The 24937-nt window shown below is 49.6% G+C and carries 32 protein-coding genes and 1 pseudogene; 13 read left to right on the plus strand and 20 right to left on the minus strand.

Annotated features, from left to right (window positions below):
- Positions 1–8: 8 nt before the first annotated feature.
- From nudC to H9626_RS10500, 5 genes and pseudogenes are all read right to left on the minus strand, one after another.
- Positions 9–806, minus strand: coding sequence for an NAD(+) diphosphatase (gene nudC, locus H9626_RS10485; protein ID WP_191710473.1), 798 nt, complete (start codon positions 804–806; stop codon positions 9–11).
- A gap of 2 nt (positions 807–808) precedes the next feature.
- On the minus strand, positions 809–2944 hold the full coding sequence (locus H9626_RS10490) for a Tex family protein (RefSeq protein WP_191710474.1): 2136 nt from the start codon (positions 2942–2944) through the stop codon (positions 809–811).
- Between the two features lie 327 nt (positions 2945–3271).
- Positions 3272–3757, minus strand: a complete 486-nt coding sequence (locus tag H9626_RS14910; RefSeq protein WP_225230968.1) for a GNAT family N-acetyltransferase — start codon at positions 3755–3757, stop codon at positions 3272–3274.
- Positions 3731–4267: pseudogene (locus H9626_RS14915) on the minus strand (GNAT family N-acetyltransferase); the annotation flags it as partial. The pseudogene H9626_RS14915 and the gene H9626_RS14910, both read right to left, overlap by 27 nt.
- A gap of 67 nt (positions 4268–4334) precedes the next feature.
- Positions 4335–4688: a winged helix-turn-helix transcriptional regulator gene (locus H9626_RS10500; RefSeq protein ID WP_191710476.1), complete on the minus strand. Its 354-nt coding sequence runs from the start codon at positions 4686–4688 to the stop codon at positions 4335–4337.
- 145 nt (positions 4689–4833) lie between these two features.
- Between H9626_RS10500 and H9626_RS10505 the strand changes: the two genes are divergently transcribed.
- Positions 4834–5301, plus strand: coding sequence for a TIGR04076 family protein (locus tag H9626_RS10505; RefSeq protein WP_225230960.1), 468 nt, complete (start codon positions 4834–4836; stop codon positions 5299–5301).
- Between the two features lie 50 nt (positions 5302–5351).
- On the opposite strand, the gene H9626_RS10510 is transcribed toward H9626_RS10505, so the two are convergent.
- Positions 5352–6287 carry an EFR1 family ferrodoxin gene (locus H9626_RS10510; protein ID WP_191710477.1) on the minus strand — a complete coding sequence of 312 codons (936 nt, stop codon included), beginning with the start codon at positions 6285–6287 and terminating at the stop codon, positions 5352–5354.
- A gap of 444 nt (positions 6288–6731) precedes the next feature.
- On the opposite strand from H9626_RS10510, the gene cas9 reads away from it, so the two are divergent.
- Positions 6732–9365 (plus strand): type II CRISPR RNA-guided endonuclease Cas9, encoded by a 2634-nt coding sequence (gene cas9, locus H9626_RS10515; protein ID WP_191710478.1) that lies wholly within the window; start codon positions 6732–6734, stop codon positions 9363–9365.
- 338 nt (positions 9366–9703) lie between these two features.
- Complete coding sequence (locus tag H9626_RS10520) at positions 9704–9955, plus strand: hypothetical protein (protein ID WP_225230961.1); 252 nt, start codon at positions 9704–9706, stop codon at positions 9953–9955.
- Between the two features lie 55 nt (positions 9956–10010).
- Here H9626_RS10520 and H9626_RS15040 read toward each other — a convergent pair whose 3' ends face one another.
- Positions 10011–10142, minus strand: a complete 132-nt coding sequence (locus H9626_RS15040) for a hypothetical protein (protein ID WP_258979004.1) — start codon at positions 10140–10142, stop codon at positions 10011–10013.
- Between the two features lie 277 nt (positions 10143–10419).
- Here H9626_RS15040 and H9626_RS10525 point away from each other — a divergent pair, with 277 nt between their 5' ends.
- The 10 genes from H9626_RS10525 to H9626_RS10570 are packed head-to-tail and all read left to right on the plus strand — an operon-like array spanning position 10420 to position 14584.
- Entirely contained in the window at positions 10420–10638 is a 219-nt protein-coding gene (locus tag H9626_RS10525) for a hypothetical protein (RefSeq protein WP_004322004.1), read from the plus strand.
- Positions 10639–10649: 11 nt separating this feature from the next.
- Complete coding sequence (locus H9626_RS10530) at positions 10650–10871, plus strand: hypothetical protein (protein ID WP_004322005.1); 222 nt, start codon at positions 10650–10652, stop codon at positions 10869–10871.
- A gap of 19 nt (positions 10872–10890) precedes the next feature.
- Positions 10891–11181, plus strand: coding sequence for a hypothetical protein (locus H9626_RS10535; protein WP_004322006.1), 291 nt, complete (start codon positions 10891–10893; stop codon positions 11179–11181).
- A 9-nt stretch (positions 11182–11190) separates the two neighbouring features.
- Positions 11191–11784 carry a hypothetical protein gene (locus H9626_RS10540; protein ID WP_004322007.1) on the plus strand — a complete coding sequence of 198 codons (594 nt, stop codon included), beginning with the start codon at positions 11191–11193 and terminating at the stop codon, positions 11782–11784.
- A 17-nt stretch (positions 11785–11801) separates the two neighbouring features.
- Positions 11802–12224, plus strand: coding sequence for a PcfK-like family protein (locus H9626_RS10545; RefSeq protein ID WP_004322008.1), 423 nt, complete (start codon positions 11802–11804; stop codon positions 12222–12224).
- 4 nt (positions 12225–12228) lie between these two features.
- Positions 12229–13563, plus strand: a complete 1335-nt coding sequence (locus H9626_RS10550) for a PcfJ domain-containing protein (protein WP_004322009.1) — start codon at positions 12229–12231, stop codon at positions 13561–13563.
- Between the two features lie 27 nt (positions 13564–13590).
- A complete protein-coding gene (locus tag H9626_RS10555) occupies positions 13591–13848 on the plus strand; it encodes a DUF8466 domain-containing protein (RefSeq protein WP_004322010.1) in 258 nt (85 codons plus the stop codon).
- An 11-nt stretch (positions 13849–13859) separates the two neighbouring features.
- A complete protein-coding gene (locus H9626_RS10560) occupies positions 13860–14078 on the plus strand; it encodes a DUF3873 family protein (protein WP_004322011.1) in 219 nt (72 codons plus the stop codon).
- A complete protein-coding gene (locus H9626_RS10565; RefSeq protein WP_004322012.1) occupies positions 14075–14320 on the plus strand; it encodes a DUF6956 domain-containing protein in 246 nt (81 codons plus the stop codon). Before H9626_RS10560 ends, H9626_RS10565 begins: the two co-directional genes overlap by 4 nt.
- Before the next feature lie 60 nt (positions 14321–14380).
- Positions 14381–14584 carry a hypothetical protein gene (locus H9626_RS10570; RefSeq protein ID WP_008156960.1) on the plus strand — a complete coding sequence of 68 codons (204 nt, stop codon included), beginning with the start codon at positions 14381–14383 and terminating at the stop codon, positions 14582–14584.
- A gap of 122 nt (positions 14585–14706) precedes the next feature.
- On the opposite strand, the gene H9626_RS10575 is transcribed toward H9626_RS10570, so the two are convergent.
- The 13 genes from H9626_RS10575 to H9626_RS10635 form a co-directional block, all read right to left on the minus strand.
- Positions 14707–15690 (minus strand): phage exclusion protein Lit family protein, encoded by a 984-nt coding sequence (locus H9626_RS10575; RefSeq protein WP_004322013.1) that lies wholly within the window; start codon positions 15688–15690, stop codon positions 14707–14709.
- A 94-nt stretch (positions 15691–15784) separates the two neighbouring features.
- Positions 15785–16306 carry a glycoside hydrolase family protein gene (locus tag H9626_RS10580; RefSeq protein WP_004322014.1) on the minus strand — a complete coding sequence of 174 codons (522 nt, stop codon included), beginning with the start codon at positions 16304–16306 and terminating at the stop codon, positions 15785–15787.
- Positions 16303–16812, minus strand: coding sequence for a DUF3872 domain-containing protein (locus H9626_RS10585; RefSeq protein ID WP_004322015.1), 510 nt, complete (start codon positions 16810–16812; stop codon positions 16303–16305). The genes H9626_RS10580 and H9626_RS10585 overlap by 4 nt, the downstream gene beginning before the upstream one ends.
- A 5-nt stretch (positions 16813–16817) precedes the next feature.
- Positions 16818–17711, minus strand: coding sequence for a DUF8464 domain-containing protein (locus tag H9626_RS10590; protein ID WP_007841022.1), 894 nt, complete (start codon positions 17709–17711; stop codon positions 16818–16820).
- Positions 17712–17723: 12 nt separating this feature from the next.
- Entirely contained in the window at positions 17724–18281 is a 558-nt protein-coding gene (locus tag H9626_RS10595) for a conjugal transfer protein TraO (RefSeq protein ID WP_004322018.1), read from the minus strand.
- Positions 18278–19276, minus strand: coding sequence for a conjugative transposon protein TraN (traN, locus tag H9626_RS10600; RefSeq protein ID WP_004322020.1), 999 nt, complete (start codon positions 19274–19276; stop codon positions 18278–18280). Before traN ends, H9626_RS10595 begins: the two co-directional genes overlap by 4 nt.
- 79 nt (positions 19277–19355) lie before the next feature.
- Positions 19356–20687 carry a conjugative transposon protein TraM gene (gene traM / locus H9626_RS10605; protein ID WP_004322021.1) on the minus strand — a complete coding sequence of 444 codons (1332 nt, stop codon included), beginning with the start codon at positions 20685–20687 and terminating at the stop codon, positions 19356–19358.
- Positions 20688–20706: 19 nt separating this feature from the next.
- Positions 20707–21795, minus strand: coding sequence for a hypothetical protein (locus tag H9626_RS10610; protein ID WP_004322022.1), 1089 nt, complete (start codon positions 21793–21795; stop codon positions 20707–20709).
- Entirely contained in the window at positions 21792–22043 is a 252-nt protein-coding gene (locus H9626_RS10615) for a TraL conjugative transposon family protein (RefSeq protein WP_004322023.1), read from the minus strand. Before H9626_RS10615 ends, H9626_RS10610 begins: the two co-directional genes overlap by 4 nt.
- Positions 22044–22057: 14 nt before the next feature.
- Positions 22058–22681, minus strand: coding sequence for a conjugative transposon protein TraK (traK, locus tag H9626_RS10620; protein ID WP_004322024.1), 624 nt, complete (start codon positions 22679–22681; stop codon positions 22058–22060).
- An 81-nt stretch (positions 22682–22762) separates the two neighbouring features.
- The gene (traJ, locus tag H9626_RS10625; RefSeq protein ID WP_007841019.1) at positions 22763–23788 is read right to left on the minus strand and encodes a conjugative transposon protein TraJ; all 1026 of its coding nucleotides are present in this window, start codon (positions 23786–23788) and stop codon (positions 22763–22765) included.
- Between the two features lie 3 nt (positions 23789–23791).
- Positions 23792–24430 carry a DUF4141 domain-containing protein gene (locus H9626_RS10630; RefSeq protein ID WP_004322026.1) on the minus strand — a complete coding sequence of 213 codons (639 nt, stop codon included), beginning with the start codon at positions 24428–24430 and terminating at the stop codon, positions 23792–23794.
- Positions 24431–24457: 27 nt separating this feature from the next.
- Positions 24458–24871 (minus strand): DUF3876 domain-containing protein, encoded by a 414-nt coding sequence (locus H9626_RS10635; RefSeq protein WP_004322027.1) that lies wholly within the window; start codon positions 24869–24871, stop codon positions 24458–24460.
- Positions 24872–24937 lie beyond the last annotated feature (66 nt).

The following is a 24937-nucleotide window of genomic DNA, read 5'->3' on the forward strand; positions in this document are numbered from 1 at the left end:
GAAAACCGTTATACTTTCCCTTCCAACCATGCGTCTATCAGCCGGCGGGCTATGCTCAGTTTCTTGGGAATCTCTGGCAGATTGTCGCGGGTATAAAACGCTCCGGCACTCAGCTCGTCGTCTTGCAGCTTGATGGTTCCGCTTTCATACTCGGCGGTATAGCCCACCATGATTCCGCTGGGATAAGGCCACGGCTGACTGCCGAAGTATCTGAGGTTTTTGATGCGCAGTTCGGTCTCTTCCATCACTTCGCGGCACACACATTCCTCCAGCGTTTCGCCCGGTTCGAGAAATCCGGCTACCAGTCCCTTGAACGTTCCCCGGAAGTTACGCGCATGTACCAGCAGGATGCTGTCTCCCTTCTTAATCAGTACGATGACCGCCGGAGAGATACGCGGGTAAATTTCCTGTCCGCACTTCGGGCAACGTTTGGCAATGGGGCCTACCTGTACGGTGGCAACTCCGCAGGCGGGACAGTAGCGGCTGTTCTTGTCCCACGTCAGGATTTGTGAGGCTTTTCCGGCAAGGTCGTATTCACAGTGCGAAAGCACATCGAACGAAGCCCGCAGGTCTTTCAGCAAATACGGCGTACCTTCTTCTGCTATCGGTGCATCGAGCGCATACGCCCGTGCGGTAAGTCCGTTCAGGCTGCCTATCTCGTGTACGGTGTTTCCCGCAGGGACGGCTACGGGAGGCTTTTCCCCCGTGGGAATATGATAACCGTCTGCCTGTTTCTCTATCAATACTTGTCCGTTGTAAAAAGCGAACCAGCCGTATGCAGCGGCTTGTTTCATGTCTTTTTCCATAATCAGTTCAGTCCTTTCATTGTTAGTTGGATGCGTTTTCGTTCGCGGTCGATGCTCATCACACGGACACGCACGTGCTGGTGAATGCTTACCACTGTGGAGGGGTCGGAGATGAAGCGGTCGGCAAGTTGGGATACATGCACCAGTCCGTTCTCTTTGATGCCAATGTCGACAAAGCAACCGAAGTTGGTGATATTGGTCACAATGCCCGGCAGTTCCATGCCCTCCTGCAAATCATCGAGCGTGCGTACATTTTTGTCGAACTCGAACATCTCTATCTTCCGGCGCGGGTCTCGTCCCGGTTTATCCAACTCCTGCATGATGTCGGTCAGCGTGGGCAGTCCTACCGAGTCGGTGATGTAATTTTCTATCTTTATCCGGCTGCGCAGTTCCTTATCCTTTATCAAGTCTGTTACCGAGCAGCCGAGGTCTTTCGCCATACGTTCCACCACAGAATAACTTTCGGGATGGACGGCAGAGTTATCGAGCGGGTTTTCCGCCCCCGGAATCCGGAGAAATCCCGCGCACTGCTCGAAAGCCTTAGCCCCCATGCGCGGCACTTTCAGCAATTCGCGGCGCGAGCGGAACGCACCGTTTTCCGTGCGGTAATCCACGATGTTCTGAGCCAAAACCGCACCCAGCCCCGAAACGTATGTCAGCAGATGCTTGCTTGCCGTGTTCACATTAACCCCCACAAGGTTCACACAGCTCTCCACAGTCTGGTCGAGCGAGGCTTTCAGTTTGCTCTGGTCTACATCGTGCTGGTATTGCCCCACGCCGATAGACTTCGGATCTATCTTGACCAACTCCGCAAGCGGGTCTATCAGACGCCTGCCGATGGATACCGCTCCGCGCACCGTTACATCGTAGTCGGGGAACTCCTCGCGCGCCGTCTTGGATGCCGAGTAAATGGAAGCCCCATCCTCGCTCACCACGAATACCTGTATCTCACGGTCGTACCGCTGGGAGGTGACAAACTGTTCCGTCTCCCGGCTTGCCGTTCCGTTCCCTATGGCTATCGCCTCTATCTTGTATTGCTCTACTAATTGGGTCAGCTTGCGTGCCGCCTGCTTATATTCCGACTTGGGCGGATGGGGATAAATCGCCTCGTTATGAAGCAAAGCCCCTTGCGCATCCAGACACACCACCTTGCAACCCGTGCGGAATCCGGGGTCGATACCCATCACGCGCTTTTGTCCCAACGGCGGGGCGAGCAACAGTTGGCGGAGGTTTCCGGCAAAAACACGGATAGCCTCATCGTCGGCTTTCTCTTTGCTGATGGCAGCGTATTCGGTCTCGATGGAAGGTTTAAGCAGACGCTTGTACGCATCGTTCACCGCTTCGGCTACCTGATGTGCGCACTCGTTATTGGTTTTTACGAACAGCCGCTCCAGCCGTTCGCCGCATTCCGTTTCATCGGCAGGCGTGATGCTTACCTTCAGTATGCCTTCCTTCTCACCCCGGCGGATGGCAAGCAGACGGTGGGACGTGCATCGCTTCAGCGGCTCACTGAAATCGAAGTAATCGCGGTACTTGGCAGCCGCCTCATCGCCTTCCTTACCCTTTACCACCTTTGCCGTAATCACACCCTGACGCTCAAACTGCCGGCGAATCTGGTTGCGGGCACGCTCGTCCTCGCTCACCTGTTCAGCTATGATGTCACGCGCTCCCTTCAGTGCATCTTCCTCGTCTTTGACATCGCCCTTAACGAAAGCGCGTGCCTTTGCAGCAAGGTTGTTTTCGCGCTGCATCAGCAACAGAACCGCAAGCGGTTCCAATCCCTTCTGTCGGGCTATCTCGGCGCGCGTCTTGCGCTTCGGCTTGTAAGGCAGGTAAATATCCTCCAGCTCCGTGCCCTCCCAACAGTCGGCAATGCGTTTGCTCAGTTCAGGAGTCAGTTTCCCAAGCTCTCCGATGGTCGATAAAATCGTTTCCTTCCGTTTGGCGAGTTCGCACAACTTTTCGTAACGGGCGTTTATTTCGCTGATTTGTACCTCATTCATTCCGCCCGTAGCCTCTTTGCGGTAGCGGCTGATAAAAGGAATCGTTGCCCCGTCGAGCAACAGTTTAAGCGTATTCTGTACGCGATGTTCCGGCAGCTTGAGCGCATCGGAAATCATCCGGCTAAATTCTTCCATGTCTTGTTTCTGTTCAGATTCGGAACGCGAAGTTAGCGAATCCTTATAAATTGCGGCGATAATATATAGAATTTAACAACCGGACGCAGAGGATGCAGGTTATGTGCGCTTCTGTTGTAAATGGCATGAATAGAATATGTTACATTCATGTAGAGAAGTCTGTACTGATAACAAAAAATTCTACCCGTAGGACGATGGAGTTCTATGGGTAGAATGAGTGTGTTCTTCCGCATGAGATGGGTGACGCTAACCGAAGCGTTTTTTGTAGGATAACTGTTGCGGTTTTCTTGGATGATTGGTTGGGGTTATCATTCCTTTCCGTCGGAATCAGGGTTGCTCAATTTCATCCGCAGTATGGGGAACGGATTGCCTTGATCGTCCGTTTTCATCGCGACGGAAAGTTTCGAAGCCGAGGTGACGGTAAAAACCTGCTGCATGGGGATTCTGTTCGTTTACGTCTACGTAAGCAACTTTATAGCGGTTGACGGCAAGATGCACGAGCTGTTTCCCCAATCCTTTTCCTATGCAGGAGGGAGCGAGAAAAAGCATCTCTATTTTCCGGTCTTGTATGCCCATGAAACCGACGGGCACATCGGCTTGAAAAGAAACGAGCAAGGTTTCTGTTTCCTTCAGGGCAGGAGCTACCCACGGGCTGAGGCGGCGGATGTCCTCGCCTGTAAGGAAGTGATGGGAGGCGCGTACCGAGGCTTCCCATACTCGAACCAACTGTTCCGTAAATTCATCGGTACGTTCAGTCCGCCCGATTTCCCGAATCAGCCGGAGCGATTGCCATTCTTCCGCTGTAATCCGCATGAAATGTTCCGTGCGTACATCGCCGAGCGGAGAGACATTGCCGGTTTCGGTGTGATGATACGTCAGTCCGCACTTCTCCATCACCCGCCTCGACCGGTTGTTGCCGTCATAATATCCGCACCATACAGCCGATACTCCCAAATCGATGAAACATCTTTCCAGCAGGCATCTCACAGCTTCGGGTATCAGTCCTTGTCCCCAATAAGGCACGCCAATCCAGTAACCTATTTCAGCCTCGTTGTCCTGCATGGCTGCACTGTGCATCCCGTCGGTAAACATGATGCCTGCGCTTCCTACCGGCTCGCCCGTTTCTTTCAGCACCACGGCGTAAGTTTCGGGAGCGGCGAAAACGGTGCGTATAATCTCCAGACTCTCGGCTACGGAGGTGTGCGGATGCCATCCGGCTATGGGACCAATGGCAGGGTTTTTCGCATACTTATATAAAGCCTCCGCGTCGGCTTCCTGCCACGGGCGGAGAATCAGTCGTGAGGTTTCAAGATGGTTGCTCATAAGTAATAATCTTTCTTTGGATGGTTTGTATGAATTGCAGTGCTTTCGTTGCCTGTAAAGTCAGTTCTTATTTTTCCTGCTTTAAAATCTCCTGCATACGGGGACGGAAATTGTTTCCCCATTCTTCCAACATGCGGATGATAGGTATTAAGGTCAAACCTTCGTCGGTAATGAAATATTCCACGCGGGGAGGCATTTCCGGATAAATCTTTTTCCGAATCATGCCGTGGCGTTCCAGCTCCTTCAGTTGCTGATTAATGACACGCGGACTGGTGTCTTCAAAATGGCGGTGCAGTTCGCTGGGACGCTTGCAGCCTTTTTCCAGCTCGTAGAGGATACATGATTTCCACTTTCCGCCCATCACTTCCATTGCCACAGCCACTCCGCAATCAAGGTCTAAAGGTATCTTCTTTTTATACATAAGTTCCGTTGATTATGGTTCTGCCAACAAAAATAATTGTTTTGCCCGAATATAAAAAGGAGAAATTTATCCCTATCTGAATAATTCGACCCTACTTGACCTGCTTTTTCCAATCGTTTATTTTTGCGGGTAAAAGAACGGACGTATGGACAGGCGCAAATTTTTCAAAACGGCAAGCATACTTGTTGCGGCAGCGGGCACCCATTGTCTGCCTGCCGGAGGCAATGAGCTGTTCTATAATGTTATTCAGACGGAATCATTGAATCATTATAATAAAAAACGTATGAAACACAAATGTAAGATAACCGTATTAAAGCGAGAATGTTACAAAAACCTGCAAGCTGAGTATCTGGCAGACCCACAGTCGGGACCCTGTCCTTATTTCCATGAAGGACAAGAAATTATCGTAGACAGCGACAACTTTTTCCGTATGCTGAACGGAGGATTCTGTTCGGAAGCATGGGACTGCATCAGCCGGTATGTTTATGCTGCCTTGCAAGGCGGCTCGATTATGCGTGGTTGGACAAACGACGAGAAAGTCATGATAACCTGCTGTAACGACGGCACACGCCCGGTTATCTTCAAGCTCGAACGGTTGGACGAAGAAGAATAACACCGAGTCTCTGTAACAGGCAAACCGACCCGAATCGAACCTTCGGAAATTTATTGTCGGTTTGCCTCCTTGATGCTCCAAAGCGAAACATGCTCGTTACGGTAGCGGGCGTTAGGATTTATCTCGCCGCGTGCAAGCAACGGGTCGTCGGGCAGCGATTTGAACTGTATTGCTTTCTGCGGGCAGTTCTGGATGCAGGCAAAACAAAAATCACAGTCGCCCTCCGTCTTCACTCCCTGCGAAGTCAGCTTGTAATTACCTCGCGGACAAACCTCCGTACAGATTCCGCAGTCGATGCAGGCATCTGTTACTGCAAAGTATTTTTCGCTCCGCATCAGGAATCCTACCTCCGGGTCAAGCCCCGTATAAGCCATGAATCCCTCATGTTGGCGACGTTCGTCATCGCTGAAAGGTTCGTGCCAGTGGCGTTTCGCCTGAAGGTCGGAGGTGATGCGCTTCAGACTTTCGGGAATCTGTTTGTCTAATTTCATCTCTTCCGCCATATCAAAATTCGGCAACCAGTTATCCACCATAATCATCGTAGTGATATAATCGAAAGGACATCCGGCACGTTGAGTAATCTCATCCCATATCCCTACGGCATTACATTTGCGCCTGCCGTAAGTCAGCACGGCAAACTTATATCCCGCCGCCAGTTTCGCCCGTTTGATGTACTCGCGCACCATGTTGGGCGGCATGTGTCCGTAGATAGGATAAACGATACCAATCTCGTCCGCCTCCAGTTCGTAACGCTTCTCCTTTACCAACTGCGGCATACTGAGCAGCTCAGTATGCTCGTCAGCTAACTGACGTGCCACATATAAACAATTCCCCGTCCCCGTAAAATAAAGAATGATACGTTTCTTTTCCGTTTTGCCACACCCGGTAAGCGAAGTCATTCCCCATGCAGCCGTTCCAGCAATAAACGCCCCCATCCGCTTGAGAGCAGAACGGCGAGATATTCCTCCGGTATGTTCTTTTTCCATAGACACTTGTTTTTAGTTTTTACAAATGTACGCCGAATCACATACTCCATTAATACACAAATTACAGAATAATTCACCTATTTTACAGTAAAAGAAAGGCAGAAATGCGGTAAATCTTGTGGAGGTTGGCAAACGGCTTTTCTGTAACAATGGAAGTAATTAGGTTTTTATGCTTGCGGTATGCTTTCCGTTGATAGAAAGATTAATAATTGAATAGGTAATTCAAATGCTTATTTTTCTTGAGCGCTGTAAAATGAGAGGAATAAAAAATCCCCCGTTAAGGTCGAGGGAAACCTAATGTTTTCACAACGGAATAATCCTTATTGTGATTTGCTTCAAAATAGTATTGCAAATATAATATAATAGTTAAAGATAGCCAAGTCTTTTGCGGAAATTTTATAACTTTGAAAAATAAGAGAATTTTTATGCTATAAAAAACACGTTATGAAGAATATTTTAGGACTTGATTTAGGAACCAATAGTATTGGTTGGGCCGTAATTAAGGCTTCGACAAATGAAGAAGGGAAAGAACAATTACATAATATAGACAGTGCAGGTTCGCGTATAATTCCGATGGATGCAGCAATATTGGGCGATTTTGATAAAGGAAATTCAAAATCGCAGACAGCCGACCGTACACAAAGCCGGGGTATACGCCGTTTGTATGAACGGTCTAATTTACGGCGTGAAAGGTTACATCGGGTTTTGTCTTTGCTTGGCTTTTTGCCAGCTCATTATGCTCGTTATATAGACCGGTACGGACGGTTTATTGATTATGCAGAGCCTAAATTGTCTTGGGATAAGGATGAACAGGGGCATCCCGTTTTTATTTTTCAAGATTCGTTTGATGAAATGTTGAATGATTTTCGTCAGTTTCAGCCGGCTTTGGTTGATAACGGTCGGAAAGTGCCATACGATTGGACCATTTATTATTTGCGAAAGAAAGCACTTACCCAAAAGATTCGGAAAGAAGAATTGGCATGGATTTTGCTTAATTTCAATCAAAAACGGGGATATTATCAGTTGCGTGGGGAAGAAACCAATACATCTACTACTGCTAAAAGTCGTCAGTATTTCGATAGTCAGATAGTTATTGATATTATTGATACAGGACAACTTTATAAAGGGATGAAAGTTCTTACCGTAGTATTGGAGGATGGCTCAAAAGGTAAAATTTTTAAGAAAGAAATTCCAGACTGGATTGGTCAGAAAAAAGACATTATAGCATCTGTTGATATTGATAAGGATGGTAATGATAAATACGATGAAAATGGTGAATTAAGTTGCCGTTTCAAGATTCCTTCAGAGCAGGAATGGGATGAAAAATGGGAATTGATAAAAACTAAGACACAGCATGATTTAGATGTGTCAGATAAAACAGTGGGTGCTTACATCTATGACACTTTGTTGCAAATGCCTTGTCAGAAAGTACGTGGAAAATTGGTAAGGACCATCGAACGAAAATATTATAAGAAAGAATTGTATCAGATTCTGGAAAAACAGAAAGAGTTTCATGAAGAGTTCCGTAATCGAGACCTGTATTTGGCTTGTATCAATGAACTCTATTCTCTGAATGAAGCACATCGTAATGAAATAGCCAGTCGTAATCTTGTTTATCTGTTCATTGAAGATATCTTGTTTTATCAACGTCCGTTAAAGAGTAAAAAGTCATTGATCGCTGACTGTCCTTACGAGGAATATACTTGTACAAATAAAGAAACAGGAGAGATAGAGCATTTCGGAGTGAAGTGTATTGCCAAGTCTCACCCATTGTATCAGGAATTCCGCTTGTGGCAATTTCTCGCGAACTTACGTATATATCAGAAAGAACAAGTAGACAATGGAAAAACCTGTTATGATGTAGACGTTACTTCTGATTTTTTAAAGACGGAAGATGATTATACAGAATTATTCGATTGGTTGTGTGAGCAAAAAAGCATAAAGCAAGACAGTATATTGAAATGCCCGGTTTTCGGCTTGAAAAAGAATGATATTAATAAGTATCGTTGGAATTATGTGGAGGATAAATCCTATCCATGTAATGAGACTCATGCACTTCTTCTTGAATGGTTGAATAAAGCAGGCATAGCATCTTCTTTTTTGAACTCTACGACCGAAGAAGATTTATGGCATATTCTTTATTCTGTTTCGGATAAAAAAGAATTAGAAAAAGCATTAAACAAATTTGCAGAAAGATATGGACTTGCCGCAAAATTTGTTGAAGTATTCCAGTCTGTTCCGCCTTTTGAGAAAGATTATGGAGCTTATTCAGCTAAGGCTATAAAAAAACTGTTGCCTTTAATGCGGATGGGGAAATATTGGAGTGAAGATAACATTGATGAACAGACACGCAGGCGTATTGATAAAATGATATCGGGAGAGTATGATGATACCATTCGAAATCGGGTAAGAGAAAAGGCTATTCATCTGACGGATGTAACTTCATTCAGAGGGCTCCCGCTGTGGTTGGCCTGTTATATTGTGTATAATCGTCACTCTGAAGCACGAGATGTCAAAAAATGGACAGAACCTGCCGATATTGATGATTACTTGCGTAAGTTTAAACAGCATTCGTTACATAACCCCATCGTAGAACAAATAATTCTTGAAACATTACGTACAGTTCGTGATATATGGAGGCAAGTAGGACATATTGATGAAATCCATGTGGAGTTAGGGCGTGAAATGAAAAATCCAAAAGATAAACGCGCTAAAATGACTCGCCAGATGCAGGAAAATGAAAATGCAAATCTCCGTATTAAAGCAATGCTTGTAGAGTTTATGAATCCTGAATTTGAGATTGAAAATGTTCGTCCGTATTCTCCAAGTCAACAAGAGTTGTTACGAATTTATGAAGAAGGGGTTCTCAATAGTGTAAGTGAAATATCAGATGAAATAGCTACCATCATTAAGAAATTTAATGAAAGCGATATAAAGAAACGTCCCACTACATCAGAGGTATTGAAGTACAAACTTTGGCTGGAACAAAAATACCGTTCTCCTTATACGGGAGAGATGATACCACTGGGTAAATTATTTACACCGGCTTATGAGATTGAACATATTAAGACACAATAAAAATTGTATCTTTCAAGCTATGAGATAATTAACAGAGAAACAAAACAGACTTGTTAACGGTTTAGAAACCAGCGAACTTCTATAATCTGCCTCATTTTGCATCAAGCGAAAGAACGTCCTTACTTTTTGCAAAGGTACAAAACAGTCCCCGTCTTTGCAAAATTTCCCGCAATTTTATTTCGCCCGCAAATTTTATCCTCCATCATTTTTCCTGTTCTGAAAACGGCTTCCGGCTTGATGTGCGCAAGCCCATTTCAGAAGCAGCACAAGCAAAGAAAAGCCCACGACGACCACAATGTCACCAGTGACACTGCCATCGTCGCGGACACTTCTTTTATGTGCTTGTGCTGAACGGCCAAGACCGTCTTATTCGTTTTTCTTTTTTCGTTTCCGTTGTCAGCCGGAAATGCCGCCGGATGCAGGAAACGGCAAGCGTGAATCTGCTCCTGCGACTATTCCCGGCTGTCATGTGTGGCCTGTCTTCCAACCGTCTTGCCCTGCCGTTGCCAATCGGAGCAATGGCAGGCAAGACCATTTTCAGACAGATGCCGCCGGAGGAACACCCGCGACCGCAAGCCATGCCCGCATGACAATGACGGTCACGGGACTTCCGTCACGGCGGCAGGAAAGCGAGGCTTTCCCTTGTCAGTTGCGCCGCCCTTTCGATTTTCCTGTGGCGCGTTGCGCCATTTCACATACTTCCCCCTTTTCCTTTCCGTCTCTCCAAGTGTATGCCAATGTCCCCATGCCGCCATTCCAGACGGCATCAGTGGTCATTTTCGTTGCAGGGGCAAAGGTAAAGACGGGATTAGGAACACAAATTTTTTAGCCACAATCTCCACACTTCGCAGGCTCAGGTAGTATTCTGTCGAAAAAATTTGCTGAACCTACTCCCCTGACCTTTGCTTTTTCCCCTGAAACGAAAACGACCGGTGCGCGGTCGGAAGACGTCACAAGGAGACATCGGACATACGGAGAGGCGAAAAGAAAAAGGACTCGACCCGACCTCCCCATCCGAGCAAGACAAGTAACAACAATCTAAAAATTGGAAGATATGAGAATGACATTGAACGACATCGGAAAGGCTATGCGGAGCGTATTGTCCGCAATGGTGAGAGCAGCATGGGGCATTACCCTTTGCGCAGGAGGTTTGGCGGTGGGCATCGCAGGGGAAATCCTGCTGGGTATGTTGAACTTCATGTTCGGCATCCTCACCGCCCTGCTTTCAGTAGTGGCAGCTATCGGAATTTTCATTTGGTTATTAACCCTTTAATTCATACGGATATGGCGAAAAGACACAGCAAGACAGTGGCACAACAATGCAGGTATTACGAGGTGGACAACATCTTCGAGTATATGGTAGAGGTGTGCATCAACGGTAACTTTTCCTCATTCAGGAGGTTGTACCACGAGTTGAACAAGGAGGCAAGAAAGGACTTCATCGCCTTTCTCATCTTGGAATGCCCGCCCCAATACCACATAGAGATTTTACAGAAAACCGTATAACCATCTTAAATTACAGACAATGGAAACTTTTGACTTTTATATGGATTGCAAGGTAACTTGCTGGGAACGTACCCGCTTCTCCATCAAAGCGAACAGCTATGAAGAAGCCAAATCCATCATTCTTTCATGGGAAGATAAAGACGTGAACAGCCATATCGGTATGGACGAGAACGTCATCTATTGCGACTACGAATTGAACCCCGAAACGGTGGAAGGACTGTCCCCTGCGGAAAACGACAACAACCCTACGATGGAAATCTACGGACGGGATGACGAGTTGTTTTATCACAATATGTTGGACGAACAATAGAGCAAAGTTATGAGAACGGAAACGAGGAAATACGAAGTTTACAAGGTGGACGAGCTTTCGGACAAGGCGAAAGAGAACGCCTATTGGAAGTGGTTGAAAGGCTTTGAATATGACGCATCCGACAACAGGGCAACGTTGAAAGCCTTTGAGGAGATTTTCAAGGTAAAGGTAAGCAGGTGGAATTATGATGCCTGTACCTATAATTTCCAATTCATCTCAAATTACAGCGGGGAAGAGGAAGAACTGTGCGGTGTGCGGTTGCTGAAATTCATCGTGAACAACTATTGGCACAACCTTTTCAAGCCCAAGACCTATTGGCACAAAAAGGACTTCCACAAACAGCGCAGAAGTCGGATATCCGTAACCAATGATTGTGTGCTGACGGGTTATTGTGCGGACATGGACATACTGAAACCCATATACGACTTTCTGAAAGTCCCCGACAAGCATACGAACTTGTATGACTTGATGAATGACTGCATCGACAGCTTTTTCCGCTTTTGCAGGGATGATGTGGAATATGCTAGCAACGAGGAAGCCTTTGAGCGTGATTGCGAAGCCAACGAATACGAGTTTTTATCCAACGGAGAATTTTTCAAATAACTAAAATACATACAGATATGAACGGAACAGACCATTTCAAGCGGACCATCCAAGCCTATTTGGACAGCCGTGCGGCGGAGGACAAGCTGTTTGCAGCAAGTTACAGCAAGCCGAACAAGAACATGGACGATTGCATCACCTATTTGTTGCATTGGGCGAAAAGCCAATGCAATGGAGGCAACGGCATAGGCGTTACCGCAGGGGAAGTCTTGTCGCAAGCGGTACACTATTTTGACGAGGACGACATCGACATCGGCAAACCAATCCCGTGCCAAGTCATGGTATGCGGAGTTGAACTGACGGACGAGGAAAAGGCGGAAGCAAGGCAGAGAGCCATCCGCCAATACCAAGACGAGGAACTGCGCAAGATGCAAAACCGGAACAAGGCTAAGGCGAACCAAAAGACAAACGCACAACAAGTTGAACTTTCATTATTCTGAACCTATGAAACCCAAGACACCCATACAGAAAGAAGTCATCCGTCTGAGCGCAACCCTGCCCGAACTGACAAACGCACAGAGAACCTACGCTTTCCACCATTGTTTCAAGCACTACGGCAGGCGGACTGCAAAAGGCGTCATTACCTGCACGGAGTGCGGACACGCATGGAAAAGCGGACACAGCCTTGCCGACACGCTTTGCGGATGCACCTGCCCGAACTGCGGCACGGCATTGGAAATCACGGACACCCGAAAGAGGGTGTTCGTGGACAACGAGTATTTCTCCATCATCACCACCTGCAAAGGCTACCAGGTAATACGTTTCTTTTTCGTCAGGAGCCGTCAGAAAGTCGGGCAAAAGGCGGAGTATTCCATCTTTGAGGTGGCACAGCGGTGGATTGCTCCTGACGGCAAGTCCGAGACAGTGGCAAGGTTGCGTGGCTTTTCACTTCTCTACTACGACTTGTGGAACGAGGACAGCCCGATGGAAATCCGCAGGAACAACCAGCATAAGGTGTATGACATTGACCCGATATGCACCTATCCACGCCGACGGATTATCCCCGAAATTAAGCGAAATGGCTTTGACGGCAACCTGCACGGCATACTGCCTTACGACTTCTTCAAGGCTATCCTTTCGGACAGCCGTGCGGAAACATTGCTGAAGTCGGGCAACATCGAACACTTGCGCTATTTCCTCTCCCGTCCGCAGGTACTTGACAGATGTTGGAACTCGTACAAGATAGCCATGCGGAATAAATATGCCATAACCGACATCTCATTGTGGTGCGACCTCGTATATCTCTTAGAGAGATTGGGAAAAGATTTGCGCAACCCCCGTTTCATATGCCCGCCCGATTTCAAGGCGGCTCACGACCTGTATATGGGGAAACGGCAAGTCCAATTGGAGCGTGAACGGCAGCAGCAACACAGGGAGTGGGAAGCCGAGCGGTTGGAGCGTGAGCGGAAGCGTCTGGAAGAAATGGCGAAAGAGAAAGACGAGTATATCCGAAAGAAAGCCGCATTCCTCAACCTTGTACTGACGGACGGTCTAATCATCGTCAAGGTGCTGCAAAGCGTGGACGAGTTCTACGAGGAGGGGAAAGCCATGCACCATTGCGTCTATGCCAACGCCTACTACAACAATGAGAACTCCCTGATACTTTCCGCACGGATAGACGAGCGACGCATCGAGACAGTGGAGGTGGACTTGCGGACATTAAAAGTGGTGCAGAGCCGTGGCGTATGCAACTCCAACACCGAATACCACGACCGCATCATCAAATTGGTGGAGGACAATGCCGAGCAGATACGGAAACGGATGAAAGAAGCAGCGTAATCGTTTAACAACTTAATACTTATTGATATGGAAGTGAGAATAGAAAACATGATTTTCGGGTGGCACGAGAAACTGCCTGAAATGTTCATCGAATTGTTGAACACGCTTGTACTGACAAAGGACGAGCAGGATGTAAGGGGGGTAATGGAGGTGTTCGCCCGAAAGAAACTTTTCAACGCCCTTTTCGCATTCGGGTATGGCGCACACCATCTGTGGGTGACACAGAAAAAGGCATCCGACCCCGACCAATGTTTGGAGAACAGATTACTGATTGTTGAATTTTAATTGATAAGGCTATGACAACAAGAATGACTATTAACGGAGTAAGCACCTGCACGGCAGGTGAGAAATACGAGAAATTCCAACTGAAAATCGGGCGCAAAGTCCGCACGATGTACCAATATGACTATCGGGACACCACAACGGGAGAACTGTTCTCCTGCGTGAAACCCACATTGGACGAGTGCAGGCGGTTGCGTGACGAATGGATTAAAGCGAAGGAGGGCAGACGATGAGCGCAGGATATGAAACGCTGATAGTGACGTTCAGCGACCCTATCAAGGTTTTGGACAATATGTTCGCCGATGCGGACGCATGGGGAACGGACAGCCTCAAAGGATGGGTGGAGGACTATGAAAGTACGAGGTTTACGCAGATAAACGGGCATACGGCAGTCATCACTTCCGAATACAACATGCCCTGCGTAAAGGAATGGCTCACACGCTGCACGGCTATCGCCGACATAAAGGAATTTTGAGTGCGTGGCGGTGGAAACACCGCCCACACTCCATTCGTAACAACTGAAAAAACAAGCGAAATGAAATACTATTTCATACTGACAGACGGCAGGGACGCATGGGTGCAGTTCGTTTACCTGCCCACGCAAGATGAAGCGTCCGGTTATATCCGAGATTTGCGGAGCGTGGGAATATCCGTACACGGGTATAACCTTTGGAACAAGGACACACGCCCCATTGCCGAGCGCACACTTGAGCGTGTGCTGCAAAGGATAAAGCGGTAAAATCGGGCGGCAGGCTTGCCGCCCGCTACTTTCTTTCATGAGCAGGTCGGCGGATAAGAAAGTAGCAAAGAAACCGTTGCCCCCATCTTCGATAAGATGGAAAAATCCAATGAAGTCATTAATTATATATCCCAGTCTGGTTTGATAATTGTAGGATAACGTTGTTGCCTGACAATCTTTAATTTTTCTATATAATATAAATATATCTCTTTGTATGAACCAAACCCCGGTTGCTGCATATCCTCTTTGATGGATAAGCCATCAAAAACAAGAAGCCATAATCTTAAAGCAACCCCTAAATAGCCCCAAAGAAGATCCATTTCGTGCAATTCCAGTTTAGTAACCAAATTTTCTATTCGAACATCCATATCTGGATGGGTTCCACCACCAGAAATAGAATCCTCTCCCATTAATAAAAGGGCTGCTAATGTAGTTGCAATTCCTGCCTTATAGGTTCTTCCCCATGCAGAGTTATATTCAGTTTGAATAAAGCTAATTGCCATATCATCTGCTGCAATTTCATCATTTATTGAACGAGAAAGCGTTTGCTGTATTTGTGTATGCCCCAAATAATTATGTGAAAACTCGTGAGCATATATAAATGCTATTGCAGCACAATAGACATCATTCGCATGGCTTATAATATTTTCAAATTGCTGCGGATTACAGATATTTGGAGTAACCCAATATGCATCTCTATTAAAGTTATGTAATAATTGCCGTCCTCTGAAAAAACAATCATTGCCATATTCTACATCTATCATATTGGGCTTATATCCATTTTTATTAATACCAACAGCATCCATCATAGGGATATGTATAACATTTTCAAAATATGCGATAAGATAGACACAAACAGACCATAAATACTGACAGAAATTTTCGTTGATATATATATGATTTAATTTATTATTATCTTTTTTAATTTCCGCAACATCACTAATAGCTTTCTCATCTCTTATGAAAGTAAATCGGCGAGAAAAATTATTGCTATTGCAATCATTTTTTACAGCATCTAATAACTCAAAAACTTTTTCAATATATTGAATAACATCATCAGATAACTGTTCTACAGGTAAATAATAGATTTCTTTCGGCTCTTTCATTTTTCGAAAATTTATTTGTAAAGATAATATGTTTATTTGTATTGGAAGCAAAAATTCCTTGCGAAATTATTTACCGCAAGGAATTTTAATCATATCACGGAATATATAGCAACGCAAATTCTGTTTTTCTTCGATTGAATAGCATGGCGTGCTGCTTTCCTTTGTACCGGCAGTAAGCGATATATTCACGGTAAATGTCTCGATTCCCGGCTTCCAGCTTGCGGATGAGTTTGCTTTTCGGGTGTCCGCCGTGACCAAGCAATACCCCTTGACCCACATTGAAACTTAATACGGTAAGAAGCAAGGCATCTTTACCAAATTTGCGGAACAGCTTGTAGCGCACCGCCAAATCCTTGCGGAGCAGGGCTTCGGCTTCCGCCTCCGTCATGTCATAGGAAAGGTTTTCGTTGGGCAACCTGCGATGCCCGTAGCCGTAGTAGGGGTAATCGGAACGGTCGTGCAGTCCCTCGTACTTTTTTATCAGTTCAACGGCGATGTCAGCCTTGGGATGATTGTTAAACGATGCCAGCAGTTCCGCCATGCTGTCCGTGTCTTGTGCCGGCAGGCTGCCACAGAGGGCAGCCGCCAGCAGCAGGAGCAACGCCTTGCGCATCATCGGCTGGCGTTCAAGGTGTCAGACACAGCGACGCCTCCCTCCGTTTCCGCGTCCGAGTCGTTGTTGAACTCCAATTCCCACTCGCAGGCATTGCCGAAATTGTCCTCCACCGTGATGGTCAGGCTTTGCGACTCGTCGCACTCCGAGGTGTAATATAGGCGGAATTTTTCGTTCTCCAGCAGGTAGCGGTCGTTGGGCTGCAACACCAAGCCGTTATCCAGCTTCAACGTGCCCTCCCCGTCGTATTGGAAATAGCGGATGGTATAGACCGCCCCGTCAAACTCGCCCTCGCGTACCAGTTCGCAACGGATTTCCGCCGTCTCGCCCTGCGCCAGTTCCTTCGGCACGGGCATGGCTTCCACCGTGAACGGATAGGCTTGCGTCACGTCCAAATCGTCATCGCAGGCGGTGAAGCATACAGAGAGCAGCCCCAGACAAAGGGTTGCCAATGATTTTACTATGTTTCTTTTCACTTTCCGTGTATTGTTTAATTTGTTCATGTTCATAACCGTTACATTTTAAGTTTGATGTTCTTGTTGTTCTTCTCGTTTTGTTTCAGACGGCTTTGCAGATACTCGTTCAAGTCCTTGCATCCGCCGTAGATGCCGGAGCAGTCCGACACCCTTTCGCCGTAACGTGTGCGCAGGGCTTCCAATGTCCGCCGCCCGGCTTCGTCGTTGTCAAGGTGGCACCGCACCGTTCCGTAGCCGTCCAGATGCCGGTACGCCCTCGCCACATTGGACACCGAGTTGAGGACAAGGTGGTCCTCCCCGCCGCCGATGCCTAATGCACGGGCGGAAAGGTAGTCCACAAAGCCCTCGTACACGTTGCAAACGGCAGAGCCTGACGGCAGCAGGGTGACGTCCTTTGGCGGCACACAGCCCTTGAAGAACGGGTTGCGTATCTCGTAGCCGCCACCGCAGTTGCCGAAAGCCACGGCGAAATACCGTTTCCCGTGCGTGGAGTAGCGCATCTCCTTGCAGTTCGCGATGGCTATGGCGGACGGTATGCCCCTTTCTTGCAGGTAATGGAGTAACGCCCGGCTCTGCAAGGGCAGCACTTCCACGTCCTCGAAGCTGTGTCCGGCTGGTTGCCGCACTTCGGGGGTGCGGCGTTGCTCATAGTCCTGCAACGGCATGTCCGCCACCTCCGCCACATACCTCGCCTGTGTGAGGAAGTCGCCGCTTTGGATGAACTCCCCCGCAAGGGCGAAGATGTTACCGCCCTTGCCCTCGCCAAAATCAAACCAGAGGTTCTTTTCCGGGTTTACCTTGAAGGAAGGCGTGTGTTCCTCCCGGTACGGCGACCTGTACCAGATGGCGTTGGCACGTCTTTGCACGGGATGATGCCCCAGCCGTGCAAGGAAGTCCTCCAGCGGATAGCGTTTCATCGCTTCTATATCCATATAGGCGCACATTCAGTTGATGATGAACTTCACGCCTATCCCGTATTCCGTGTGGCACACGCCCATGCTGCCGCCCCACAGGAAGCGTTCACGCAGCGAGGCCGTCAGCGCAATGAAGTCCACGAGGTACAGCTCCATTTCCAGCGTGGCGGCGCAGCCATAGACAAAGGCGTCCTTGTTGTTCAGCCTCGCCCCGTCGTACAGCGTCTTTCCGCCCCAGTTCACCGTCTCGTACCCGGCAAGGGCTGACGCGCCAGCGTAGAAGAACACCACCTTTTTCGCGTCCGAGAGGAAGTTGTAGTAGTAACCGCCCTCCGCCGTGAACTGTGCCGCAGGGATGGTCGTACTCCGGTATCCGTGGCTGGTTTTCAGGTATTCCAGCCCGTACACCCACTTGTTCCCACCTTTCGCGTAGCTCGAAAGCATGGCTCCCAGCACATAGCCGTCCGCCTCGTTCAGCCCGGCTCTCAACTCGATGCCCCGCATCTTCGGCAGGCACCGTTGGGCTTCCGCCCGTCCTGCCAGGAGGACGAACAGAAGCGTTACAATAAACAGTACCTTTCCTTTCATCGCACGCGCAGTTCGTTGATGGTTTCAGCCTGTACCAAGTCCTCGTTCTCCACGGTAAACGTCTGGTGGCGTCCGCCGTCCTTCTCGTTCATCTCCACCACGAGCTGCTTGCCGTCGGGGATGGTGAACTTCGGAAGGCAGAACACCGTGCGTTCGGACCGCTTCCCGGCTACACGGACGGCGTAGTTGTAGGCGCGGAGCGGGAACAGCACCTGTTCCTGCATGGCGGTACGCTTCGCCACCTTCTTGTCCACAATCTTGAACGTGATGTAGTCCACGTCAAACGGCACATTGCTTTGGTTCTTTATCTCCGTGTAGAAATACAGCAGGTCATTGTGGACATAAATCCCTTTCAGCAGGTACTGGATGCCGAAACGCTTGCAGCCGATGTGCTTCACCTTGCGCTTGTCCTCCTTGTGCAGCGACTTCATGATGAGGTGTACCAGCATCGGGCTTTCGCTGCCCAGTTCCTTCAGGTAGATTTCCTGCGCGTTGTTCGGTCGGTTCACCGTGCTGCCGTCGTGGATAAAGTCCTTCATTTCCACGTTCAGGATAAGCGGCTCATCGGCGTATTTCACATTAAATGTGTAAAATGACCCGTCCTCCGTGATGACGCTCATGTTCGTCTCGTTGCGGAAATTCTTGACCGTCGCCTTCACACGGATGACGTTCTCCGCACCGTCCGCCTTGCCCGCTATCAGGTTGGGCGAACCCAAGTCCACGTAGCGCACCGCCGCCGGAAACAGGATGTGGACGGTCTTGTCATACGTGACTTCCAAGCCGTGCGGCGGTATCATGCGGTCGAACATCAGCTTTTTCGTCAGACCGTGGTACAGGTCGCCGTCCTCCTCCGTCTGCGGATAGACGTCCTTCACCAGTTCCAGCCCGTCCTCCTTGGCGGTGGCAGTGCTGTCGTTCGTCACTCCCTGCGCGTAGCTCGCACAGGCGATGCCCATCAGCAGGGCAAACATTGTCATTACTTTCTTGATACTCATTTTACGTTGGATTTAGTGGTAAATAAAAATTAGTTTGTTGATTATTTTTTCTTTTTTTGCCTTTATGTTTTTGGACTGTTCATTCCTTTTCTTGGTAGAGCAATACCCTGTACCCTGACTTCAGATGTACCTTGACCGTGCGCATCCTTTTCGAGATGTACTGCGAGATGCCCTGTATCGCCCCTCGCCCCAAGTCGGAGGCGAGCTGCGCCCCCGCGTCGGTCGATATGTTGATGCTGCTTCCGAGCGAGCTGCCCATGTTCGCCCCGATTTCCTTTGCCGCGTCTATCTCCATCGAGCCGGGTATGAAGATGCCCGCCTGCCCGTCGCTGTCGTACACCTCCAGTTCTACCGGGATGATGTTTCCCCCGTGTTCCAGCGAGGTGATGCCGATGCCGAGCCTTTCGCCCTGCAACCGTGCCGCGCCCACAAGGAGCGTGTTCCGGGGGATGACGCGCCCCGACACGCGCATCGGCTCCAGCAGCCGGAGCTTCACCGTCTGCCCGTCCGTCAGCGTCTGGTCGCCCTGCACACAGGCGGCGATGGTGTTCTTCCCCGTCGTTTCCTCCGCACCGATGGCGGTGTGGAAGCCGTAGTTGCGTTCCCCCGAATAGTCCGCGATGAACGCCGAGTCTGTCATGGGCTGCGGCAGGGCGGACACCACCGTCCGCCTTACATCGCTTACGGGTTCTGCCTTCATGCTCTTTTCGCCTGTACTCACAGAACCTCCCGTTTCATCGGGCTGTGCGGCTTGTCCGGCATTGTTGTCATTCTGGTACTTCGCCGCCAGCTCATAGGACTTTTCCAACAGGGCGACCTGTTCCTCCATCGTGGAAGGCTTGCTATCCTGCGCCACCAGCATGGCTTCCAGTTCGTCGATGCGCTCCCGGAGTTCCTCCTTTTCCGTGTCCTCCTTCGGCGGCTCGTAGAACGTGCCCAGCGAGGTGTTCAGCCGTTGGTAGGCGGCAGCGGAAGTGCGGATGCCCGCCTGTCTTTCGTCCGCCGTTTCCCCGTCGGTCGTTTCCGTCCGTGTCAGGCGGTAATCGTCCGAAGTGTCGGCATCGTCCGTTGGCGTGTCACCGTCGCTGTCGTTCCAGAACGCGGAGAGGTCGCCCACCATGCCCCGGCGTTCCTTCCGCTTGTTTTCCAAATCCTGCTGCTCGTAGGCTTTCGCCTTGTCCCCGATGATTTTGGAGTCTTCGGGCATGGGCATGTCCGTGTTGAATCCCTGTCCCTGCCGTTCTTTCTCCTTGTCCTCGGAGGACGGCGCGAAGATGAGCCACATACACCCGGCGAACAGCAGCACCATCAGCGGATAGACCAGCATCTTCTGCCTTTGCTGACGCTGTTGTTCCGTCAGCGGCTTTTTCTCTTTTGTTCTTGATTCATTCTTCTGTTCTTTTGTTTCCATCATCAGTTCAATTAGCTTGTCAAAGTCTGATTTTTATACCTTTATTCTCTTTGCTTACCTGATTCTGTAAGCGAATGGGCATTTTATGCGTACCCAAAGAAGCCGGATGGAGCTTTGGTTTGTTTTTATCCGGAAACAACCTGTGTTCCAAGCGTTCCAATCCTATCCGGGACTGTTCTTTGATGATGCGGTTATGATGCCCTACCATATGCTTGGGATAAGTATCGTCTCCCATGTCACAACGGATAATGTAATCCATCAACGCATCGCTTATTTTTCCGAATGATTCCGCCAACCCATACTTGACCAACAGAGGTTTCGGAATTTTTGTCTGCCCGTCCCATCCCTTTTGAGAGAGTCCATGAAGCACCATCCGTTCCCGGTGCAGGGCTTTCCGATAGTCGTCCGGGAACTTGCCCTGCACTTTCTGCTCGTACAAATCGGAGGCACTGCGCATAATCCGTCCTTTTTCCTCCTGGATGGCCGCATCGATGGAGTCCGCCGACCAGTGATTGTCCGCACGCATTTCCTTGGCCCGTTCCCATTCGAGGTCCTCTATCTTTTGGTACATATCCATCAGACCATGCCTGATGGCGGTCAGGTCTCCCGGATATTCCCCATGCAGGGCAAGCCGCTTCAAGTAGTCGAGTTCCTCGTCCTTCATGCAATACCCTACCAGCTTATGGGCGGTAGCCACTTCTTCCGGATTGGGCAGAGGACATAGGGTATGGCTTTTACCCGTATGGGCACTACAAAGCAGCGTGTACATGGCATTCAGTTTTTGGGGAAGTGTTTCATTCCCCATTTTCAATCCGGACAACAACCAGACCTGCTGTTTGCCCCAATCGGTTTGTTGCAGTACATCCATAACCTTGTGCCAGCCGCTGCGTTCCGTCTGGTCCAGATTCCGGAAGAAACGGTAATCCCAGAGTATTTTTGCCTGCTCTTCCGTAATTGCCGGGCGATGCCCGTTCCTTACGATGGAATCGGCAATGGCATTGTAATCCAAGCGAAGCACCTGATGGCAGAACTTCAAGGTCGGTTTCCATCGGAATCCGGCATCCTGCAAGTTTTCCATCTTTTCCCATATCCAATCTGATAATTTCATTGTGGATTCAAATTTGAGTGATACACCTTATTATATATTTCTAACTTCTCGATGTGCCGTATCTCCAATGCCTCTTCCCCTTTGCCGAAGCCGATGATTGCGGCGGCAGTCATGTAGAGACAGAGCGAGGCGAACACGGCAAATGCCGCAAGGACTATCCTAAGCCGTGCTTTGGGCGGCAGGGCGTCCAGCCTATTGCGTAACCAACCTTTCAGCCCGGTGGTCCACTTTTCAATGAGATTTTTCATCTTTCCCATACGCATTATCTTTCAATCGTCCGGATGTCCTTGTTCTCCAATACCGTGAAGCCCTCGATGGTGAAGCCGTTTGGGTTGTCGTCCGAGCGGCTCGCGTTGAGCAGGCGGCAGGCGGTTACTAATGTCCGTTCCGTCACGTTGCTCTCGCGGATAATCATCTGACGGGCGTATGTCCGCGCCTCGTAGGGATAGCGGTCGAAATTGCACACCACGCTGTCCACCTGCAACACTTGGTTGATGTTCCCGGCGATGATGCGGTTGTAGAAGCCCTTTTCGGCGAAGTCGGCGTAATAGTTGTACGCGCTCTTGTCTGCCAAGAGCAGGGCGCGTTTCACGTTGTGCTCTATCGCGCTTTTCTCCGGCGAGAGGGTGAAAAACAGTTCGTGGAAGCGGCGCACGTGTTCCCTGGCTTCCGCCGGGCGGTTCTGCGACAGGTCCTGCGAGAGCGCGAGCATAAGACTCTTGCCTCCATCGAGGACGTATATCTTCTGCCGTTGCGCCTCGGCGAAGCGGAAGGCGCACACCACCGAGCAGACCACCACGAGGGCGCAGGCCGCCGTATAGACGATGCCGAACAGACGTATCTGCCGGAAACTCGTCTCGATGTTCTTGAGTGATTTGAATTCCATTTTCTTCTTTTCGTCTTTTAATTGTTCAATAATCCGTTTTTAAGGGTCGGGCAACTCACGGAAACGGATTGTCCGGAATGCCTATCTTCGGAACAGCTTTCCCGCCGTTCCCTTGATGAGCTTGCCCGCGCGGCCTGCCACGTTTCCTGCGGCGGCTCCCGCCACGCTGCCGCCCAAAGCCCCGGCGGTGTTGATGTTCTTGTTGTAGCTGCCTATGCCGCCACCTGCTTGGATGATCCAGCCTGCCACCGTCGGGATGGTGAAGTAGCCCACGATGCCGATGATGAGGAACACGATGTACACCCCGTTGCTCGCCTCCACCGAGAAGTTCGGGTCGGTCTGCATCGCTTGTATGTCGTTCTGCAACATCAGAATCTGTATCTTCGCCAGTATGGTGCTGAACAAATCCGACACGGGAAGCCACAGGTAAATCTGTATGTAGCGGCTGAACCACGCCGAGAGCGTCGAGTGGAAGCCGTCCCATACGGCAAAGGCGAAGGCTACCGGTCCCAGGATGCTCAGCACCACGAGGAAGAACGTCCTGAGCGTGTCGATGATGAGCGCGGCTGCGGCGAACATCAGTTCCAGCAGTTCCCGGAACCAGTCACGCACCGTCTTCTTGATGTTGTACGCCGCCCGGTCCATGTACATCCCCGTCATCGTCACCAAGTCCGAGGGCGACCAGCCCAGCTCGTCCAACTGGCGGTCAAATTCCTCATCACTGGCGAGGTAGGCGGTCTCCGGGTTGCGCATCATCGCCTCGTATTCCAGTTTGTCTTTCTGCTCCCGGTACTCGTTCATGTCGAAGGTCTGTTCTTCGAGGATGCCGTGTACGCCCTGCACGATGGGGCTTAACACGCTGTTCATCGTACCCAACACGATGGTCGGGAAGAACAGGATGCACAAACCGAGCGCAAACGGGCGGAGCAGCGGGTACACGTCTATCGCCTCGGCGCGGGCGAGCGACTGCCACACGCGCACCGCCACGTAGAACAACGCGCCCAGCCCGGCAAGCCCTTTCGCCACGCCCGTCATGTCCGCGCACAGCGGCATCATCTCGTCGTAGAGCGAAAGGAGTATCTGGTGAAGGTTGTCGAACTCTCCCATAACTTACCAGTATTTTTCGTTGGGGTTTCCGTAGAGTCCTATCACCCGGTCCATGTCGTTCTTCTTCCTTGCCCGGAGGTAGGACACCGATATGGTCTTGTTCGTGTAGTAGCGCACGAGGTTGCGGTAGTTCATCAGGCTGCGGTAGGCGTTGTCGATAATCGCCAGCCGTTCCGCGTCCGTGAGCGACATCCCCGTCACGTTCACCACGTTCTTCAGGTCTTGCAGCACGTCCGAACTCTCGTCTATCAGCATGGTGTAGCCCGACGATATGGCGGCAAGCTCTTCCGGCGTGTAGTTCTCATCAGAGAGCATCTTCTGGTAGTTATCCACATAGATTTCTGATATTTCCATCACCAACCCGATGCTTTTCGACACCTTCACGCCGCCCTTCACCACGTCATGTACGGATTTCAGCGCGTCGTAATACTTCTTTCCCTGCTCAAACACTTTCTTGGTTTCCAAGAAGCCGTTGAGCGTGTTGGCTTTCGTGCCCGCCGTTTCCACCATCTCCTTGGCGGAGTTGATGATGCTCTGCGCGAGGTTCGTCGGGTCGGACACCACCCATTGGGCGTTTGCCGTGCCTGCACCTGCAAGGCACAGGCAGGCTGCCACCAATGGCATTTTCAGTTTTTGTCTCATATTCACATTGGATTTAGTGGTACATTCTTATTGTTCTTTCTTCTTTTCGCCATTGGCTGTTTCATCCGTGTTCACCCGGATATAGTCGCCGTTAGGCGAAAAGGACAGGATGTCCGTTTCCTCGTTGTATGCCACGTCGATGCGGAAGCCCGTGTTCAGGTAGAGGTTACCGTCCGCCTCCCTTTGCAGCAGGTAGGTCTCCGGCTTCAGTTTCCGGTGGACGCCCGCCCTGCGGAACAGCGTCACCTTGTAAAGTGCGCCCTCCTTGTACACCAATATGTCGGGCTTGCCCTCCACGCTCTGCCAGTTGCCGCAAATCTTCTCGCGGATGTCTTCGTTTTCTTTCATTACCGTCTCGCAGGCTTGCAGCATCAGCGACGCCAAGCCTATCAGACCGCCGCAAAGCAGCAGCCGTTGTGTCTTTGTCAGTTCAATGTTCATAATCTTCAATTCTTGTTTTTTTGTTGATAAAATGTGTCTTGACCTCATACGCCGTTTGATACACCC

The sequence above is a fragment of the Phocaeicola faecium genome (assembly GCF_014837055.1).
Lineage (GTDB): Bacteria > Bacteroidota > Bacteroidia > Bacteroidales > Bacteroidaceae > Phocaeicola > Phocaeicola gallinarum.